Source organism: Acidovorax sp. FW305-C-20-28 (genome assembly GCF_058783375.1).
In genome coordinates this window covers 1-6,304 of sequence record NZ_JBYSYM010000073.1, presented here as the reverse complement: position 1 = coordinate 6,304, position 6,304 = coordinate 1, and the positions used below count along the sequence as shown (strand labels likewise).

General features: G+C 70.0%; 5 protein-coding genes. 4 read left to right on the top strand and 1 reads right to left on the bottom strand.

Annotated elements, in window-relative coordinates; all coding sequences use genetic code 11:
* Nucleotides 1–239: 239 nt before the first annotated feature.
* The 4 genes from AC3WOH_RS34690 (at nt 240) to AC3WOH_RS34675 (ending at nt 5,805) form a co-directional block, all read left to right on the top strand.
* Nucleotides 240–3,086, top strand: a complete 2,847-nt coding sequence (locus AC3WOH_RS34690) for a nitrate reductase (RefSeq protein ID WP_492233871.1) — start codon at nt 240–242, stop codon at nt 3,084–3,086.
* Nucleotides 3,087–3,146: 60 nt separating this feature from the next.
* Nucleotides 3,147–4,082 carry a DNA-binding protein YbiB gene (gene ybiB / locus AC3WOH_RS34685; RefSeq protein WP_492233870.1) on the top strand — a complete coding sequence of 312 codons (936 nt, stop codon included), beginning with the start codon at nt 3,147–3,149 and terminating at the stop codon, nt 4,080–4,082.
* Nucleotides 4,079–4,909 carry a uroporphyrinogen-III C-methyltransferase gene (gene cobA, locus AC3WOH_RS34680; protein ID WP_492233869.1) on the top strand — a complete coding sequence of 277 codons (831 nt, stop codon included), beginning with the start codon at nt 4,079–4,081 and terminating at the stop codon, nt 4,907–4,909. Before ybiB ends, cobA begins: the two co-directional genes overlap by 4 nt.
* A 200-nt stretch (nt 4,910–5,109) precedes the next feature.
* Nucleotides 5,110–5,805, top strand: a complete 696-nt coding sequence (locus AC3WOH_RS34675) for a type IV pili methyl-accepting chemotaxis transducer N-terminal domain-containing protein (RefSeq protein ID WP_492233868.1) — start codon at nt 5,110–5,112, stop codon at nt 5,803–5,805.
* Here AC3WOH_RS34675 and AC3WOH_RS34670 read toward each other — a convergent pair whose 3' ends face one another.
* Nucleotides 5,806–6,174, bottom strand: a complete 369-nt coding sequence (locus AC3WOH_RS34670) for a nuclear transport factor 2 family protein (protein WP_492233867.1) — start codon at nt 6,172–6,174, stop codon at nt 5,806–5,808.
* Nucleotides 6,175–6,304 lie beyond the last annotated feature (130 nt).

The following is a 6,304-nucleotide window of genomic DNA, read 5'->3' as shown; positions in this document are numbered from 1 at the left end:
AGCTGTTTGAGCGGAGTTCGAAGAACGCAGCGAGTTCTGCGGCACCACCCCAGCTCCGAGCATCGCAGGCTGCCCCCATCGCCCTCCGGGCGATGGGGGACGCAGACTGGGGGTCGCCTTTTCTTTGGTGACTTTCTTTTGGCGAAGCAAAAGAAAGTTACTGCGCCGCCGGGCGCACACCCCGGCCCCCGCCCTCACGACAAGCACACCGCAACCACCAACAAAAAAAGACCACGCCCATGACAGAAACCAAATCCACCTGCCCCTACTGCGGCGTAGGCTGCGGCGTGATCATCGAATCCCAAGGCGCGCAGATCACCGGCGTGCGCGGCGACCCCACGCACCCCGCCAACTTCGGCCGCCTGTGCACCAAGGGCTCCACCCTGCACCTCACGGCAGCAAGCCCCGTCACCCTGCAGACCCGCCTGCTCCACCCCCTGCACCGCAGCCAGCGCGGTGCAGCGTCCCAGCCCATCGCCTGGGACGCCGCGCTGGACATGGCCGCCCACCGGTTCGCCGATACCATCGCCCAGCACGGCCCCGACGCGGTCGGCTTCTACGTGAGCGGCCAGTTGCTCACCGAGGACTACTACGTCTTCAACAAGCTGGCCAAGGGCCTGATCGGCACCAACAACATCGACACCAACTCGCGCCTGTGCATGAGCAGCGCCGTGGCCGGCTACAAGGCCACGCTGGGGGCCGATGCGCCGCCCGCCTGCTACGACGACGTGAAGCACGCGCAGTGCCTGTTCTTCGTGGGCAGCAATGCGGCCTGGGCGCACCCCATCCTGTTCCGCCGCATCGAGGATGCGCGCGCCGCCAACCCTGGCATGAAGGTCATCGTCGCCGACCCGCGCCGCACCGACACCGCGGGCATGGCCGACCTGTTCCTGCCCATCGAGCCGGGCAGCGACGTGATGCTGTTCAACGGCATGCTGCACCTCATGCTGCGCGAGGGCTGGGTCGATGCCGACTACATCGGCGCGCACACCACCGGCTTCGAGGCCCTCAAGGCCCTGGTGGCCGACTGCACGCCCGAGCGCGTGAGCGCCGTGTGCGGCATCCCCGAGGCCGACCTGGCCACGGCCGCGCAGTGGTTCGCCACCTCCAAGGCCACGCTCAGCCTGTACTGCCAGGGCCTGAACCAGAGTTCGAGCGGCACGGCCAAGAATGCCGCACTGATCAACCTGCACCTGGCCACGGCGCAGATCGGCAAGCCGGGCGCGGGCCCGTTCTCGCTGACCGGCCAGCCCAACGCCATGGGCGGGCGCGAAGTGGGCGGCCTGGCCAACCTGCTGAGTGCGCACCGCGACCTGGCCAACCCCGCGCACCGCGCCGAGGTGGCGGCCCTGTGGGCCGTGGCCGATGTGCCGGCCCGCCCCGGCAAGACGGCGGTGGAGATGTTCCAGGCCGCGGCCGATGGCGAGATCCGCGCGCTGTGGATCGCCTGCACCAACCCCGCGCAGAGCATGCCCGACCAGGCCACCGTGCGCCGCGCGCTGGAGCGCGCCGAGTTCGTGGTCGTGCAGGAGGCCTTTGCCACCACCGCCACCGCGCAGTACGCAGACCTGCTGCTGCCCGCCACCACCTGGGGCGAGAAGGTCGGCACCGTGACCAACAGCGAGCGCCGCATCTCGCGCGTGCGCAGCGCCGTGGCCGCCCCCGGGCAGACGCGCCACGACTGGGCCATCGCGGTGCAGTTCGCGCACCAACTGGAGGCGCACCTGCGCCCCGGCGCCCCCAGCCTGTTCCCCTACGCCACCGACGACGCCGATGCCGGCGCCGAGGCCGTGTGGAACGAGCACCGCGAAAGCACACGCGGCCGCGACCTGGACATCACCGGCCTGTCGTGGGCCCTGCTCGAAGCCAAAGGCCCGCAGCAATGGCCACTGCCCGAAGGCGCGAGCACCGGCAAGGTCCGCCTGTACGAAGACGGCATCTACCCCACGGCAGACGGCCGGGCGCGCTTTGCAGCCCACGCCTGGCAACCCGTGGCCGAGCCGCGCGAGTCGCGCTACCCCTTCGCACTGACCACCGGCCGCCTGCGCGACCAGTGGCATGGCATGAGCCGCACCGGCACACTGGGGCGGCTGTTCGGCCATGTGGCCGAGCCCTCGGTGCAGATGCACCCGGACGACATGGCCCAGCGCCAGCTGCAGGGCGGCGACCTGGTGCATGTCACCAGCAAGCGCGGCTCCATCGTCGTGCCGGTGCAGGCCGACACCACCATCGGCCGCTCGCAGGCCTTCATGGCCATGCACTGGGGCAGTGAATACCTCTCGGGCCAGTCGTCCACGGGCGGGCGCCTGTCGGGCGTGAATGCACTGACCACCTCGGCCTACTGCCCCACGTCCAAACAGCCCGAGCTCAAGCACGCGGCCGTGAAGATCCTCAAGGCCGAGCTGCCCTGGACGCTGCTGGCCCTGGCCTGGCTGCCGGCCGACAGCGCCCTGGCGGCGCGCACGGCCCTTGCGGAGCTGATGGAGGCCTTTCCCTTTGCGAGCTGCGTGCCCTTCAGCAACAACACACCGCTGTCGGAACCCGGCCGCGAGCGCACCGGCGTGCTGCTGCGCGCTGCCGCACACGAGGCGCCGCCCGATGCCCTGATCGAGCGCGTCGAGACCCTGCTGGGCCTGGCCGGCAGCGACACGCTGCGCTACGCCGACAGGAAGCGCGGCCAGCGCCGTGCGGCACGCCTGGCAAAGCGCCACGATGGCGCCACGACGCTCGAAGCCATCGTGCTGGCGGGCGACACCAGCGCCCAGGGCTGGATCAAGACCCTGCTGCAGGAAGAGCTGCCCGCGCAGACCTACGGCCGCCTGCTGCTCGTGCCCAGTGCCAAGGCCCCGGTCGCGGTGCAGTCGCGTGGCAAGACCGTGTGCACCTGCTTCAACGTCACCGATGCGGCCATCACCGGCAGGCTGGCGCAGTGCCACGGCACCGACGACGAGCGCCTGGCCCAGTTGCAGGGCGCACTGCGCTGCGGCACCAACTGCGGCTCCTGCCTGCCCGAGCTCAAGCGCATGGTGCGCGCCACCGGCCCCCTGGCGCCCAAGGCTGCAAGCATTGCCATCGCCGCCATATAACCAAAAGTTCGCTGGCTTGCGAGAAAATACCCAACCCCACTCCAAGAGCCTTCAGCCACCATGGGCATCAGCCAGTACATCAAGGAAATCGGCCGCGGCCCGCGCGGTGCCAAGCCCCTCACGCGCGAGCAGGCCTCGGACCTGTTCGGCCAGGTGCTGGACGGCACGGTGACCGACCTGGAGATCGGCGCCTTCTGCCTGGCCATGCGCATCAAGAGCGAGACGACCGCGGAGATGTGCGGCTTCCTCGACGCCACGCAGGCCCGCATGGCCCTGCTGCCTGCAAGCGACCGCCCGCTGGTGGTGCTGCCCAGCTACAACGGTGCGCGCAAGCTGCCCGTGCTCACCCCGCTGCTGGCCCTGCTGCTGGCGCGCGCAGGCCAGCCCGTGCTGCTGCACGGCATGCGCACCGAGGCGCGGCGCATCCTGGCCTGCGACGTTCTGGAGGCCCTGGACATCCCCGCGCTCACGGCCCCGCGCAAGGTGGCCGCTGGCGAAGTGGCCCATATCCACACCGAACGGCTGCACCCGGGCCTGGCCCGCCTGCTGGCCGTGCGGCAGACCGTGGGCCTGCGCAATGCCGGGCACAGCGCCGTCAAGCTCATGAACCCCTGCGCCGGCAGCGCGGTGGTGGTCACCAGCTACACCCACCCCGAATACCTGGAGATGCTGCACAGCACGTTCGCCGCCCTGGGTATGAACGCCCTGCTCTCGCGCGGGCTGGAGGGCGAGGTGGCGGCCGATCCGCGCCGCACACCCCGTTACGACGCCTTCATCGGTGGGGTGCACCATGTGCTGCAGGAGCAGGAAGCCGGCACCGCGAGCGAGGTGCCCGGCCTGCCCGCCGAGATCGATGTGGCCACCACGGCCGACTACACCCGGCGCGTGCTCGCCGGGCAATTGCCCGTGCCACCGGCCCTCGTGCGGCAGGTGGAACATATCTTGCACATCACTGCTCAAACAGCGACCGCCGGAATGCCGGAGACACAGCCATGACCCGCCCCACGACCCCCTTCGAGACCTTTCCCCAGAACCAGCGCCCGCACCTGGGCACCGGTGGCTCCTGCACCCTGGTGGGCGCGGGGCCCGGCGATCCGGAACTGCTCACCCTCAAGGCGCTCAAGGCCATCCAGGCGGCCACCGTGCTGCTGGTGGACGATCTGGTGAGCGACGCCATCGTGGCCTTCGCCTCGCCCACGGCGCGCATCGTGCACGTGGGCAAGCGCGGCGGCTGCAAGAGCACGCCGCAGGCCTTCATCGAGAAGCTCATGCTCATGGCCGTGAACGAGGGCGAGAACGTGGTGCGCCTCAAGGGCGGTGACCCCTTCATCTTCGGTCGTGGCGGCGAAGAGGTGGAACACCTGCGCGCCGCGGGCGTGCCGGTCACGGTGATCAACGGCATCACCGCGGGCCTGGCGGGCCTGACCTCGCTGGGCGCACCGCTCACGCACCGCGAGCATGCGCACGGCGTGGTCTTCGTCACCGGCCATGCCAAGCCCGGCGATGCCGGCACCGACTGGCGCCAGCTCGCCGCCACGGCGCGCGACGCCAAGCTCACGCTGGTGATCTACATGGGCGTTAGCGGTGCCGCCACCATCGAGCAGGAACTGCTCACCGGCCTGCCGGCGGCCACGCCTGTGGCCATCATCCAGCACGCCAGCCTGCCGCACCAGCGCCACGCCGTGACGACCCTGGGCGAGCTGCACGCCACCATCGGCCGCGAAGGGCTGGCCAGCCCGTCCGTGATCGTGGTCGGCGACGTGGTGCAGGGCATCGCCGCAGCCGCCCTGCCGCAGCAGCCGGCGGGCCTGCGCGCCGCCTGATCGCGTCCCCTTCTCAGACCCGCCCAGACCCGCTTCCAGCACGCCTTGCGAGTCCTTCGCAAGGCCCGTGCGTGCCTGTCCGTGACGGCCCGCATGCGCACACTCCCAGGGCAAGAAGCCGGCATGCACCGGTCCGGGCATTGGCCCGGGTATTGCTAGTTGAGCCATGACAACCGATGGCAACCACACAGGATCACACCATGGCAGCCTATCCCCTCTCCACCCGCAGCGGCCACAGAACCCTGCCCGCGCCCACCTCCACCACGGCACCACGCGATGGCGACATGTCGCTGGTCAACCTGGCAGCGCGCCAGCGCATGCTGTCGCAGCGCATGGTGCTGCAGACCGTGCTGGCCACCCGGGGCAGCGATCTGCACCTGAAGGCCGCACGCAGCTCGCTCGCGCTGTTCAGCGACAGCCACGCCCGGCTGGTGGACACGCCGCGCCACCTCGATGCGGCCATGGGCGAGCGCATCCGCACCACCTACGAGGGCCCCGCTGGCGTGGGCCCCACCATCGATGCCTTCATGCAGCAGGTGGAACGCACCCTGGAACTGGCCGAGCGGCAAAGCCCGCGCGTGGAGGAAGCGCTGGCCCGCCTGGTGGAAATCACCGATGGTGCGCTCGACGCGCTGAACACCGCCACCACCGCCTTCGACCAGATCGGCAAGGCCAAGTCCGACACATTGATGAAGGAGCTGGCGGGCATCGTGGCCTCGATCCAGACCGTGGCGCGCGAAGCCAAGGTGGTGAGCTTCAACGCCCAGGTCATGGCCGCGCGCGCCGGCCAGCATGGCCGCGAGTTCGCGGTGGTGGCCAACGTGCTGTCGGGCATCACCAACGAGATCGACGGCTTGTCGCTGCAGGCCGTGTCGCTGGCAGGGCGCAACCGCTGATCAGAGGTTGGTGAACCCGCCCGCGGGGGCCGGGTGCGGGATCGACCAGCCGAAGTAGACCTCCACCTCGGTGATGCGCCCACCGCGCGTGGTCACGACCTCGGTGTTGCGAAAGCGCCCGCCGCCCTGGCGCGTGCCTTCGTAGGTGACAAAGACGATGTGGCCCAGCTCCACGAGGTGGATGAACTGGAAGCCGCTGATGCCCTCGCTGTTGGGCCAGCAGCGCGCGAAGTAGGTGGCGCGGTCGATGCGGTTGTCGAGCGGGCTGGAGAAATGGAAGTCCTCGTCGATCAGCGCCTCCAGGGCCTCGCGGTCCTTGCGGACATAGGCCTCGTAGCTGGCGCGCACCAAGGCGGTGGCATCGGTCATGGCGGGCAGCCCTTCGCAAAAGCATTAGTCCACTGAAACCGAGAAATCGGCTGTGCGCCGGGGTGGCAGAGGGATGCAGCGCAAGGCGCGGGCTGCTGCCAAGGCTGGCCGCCTTGGCAAAGCCCGCAAC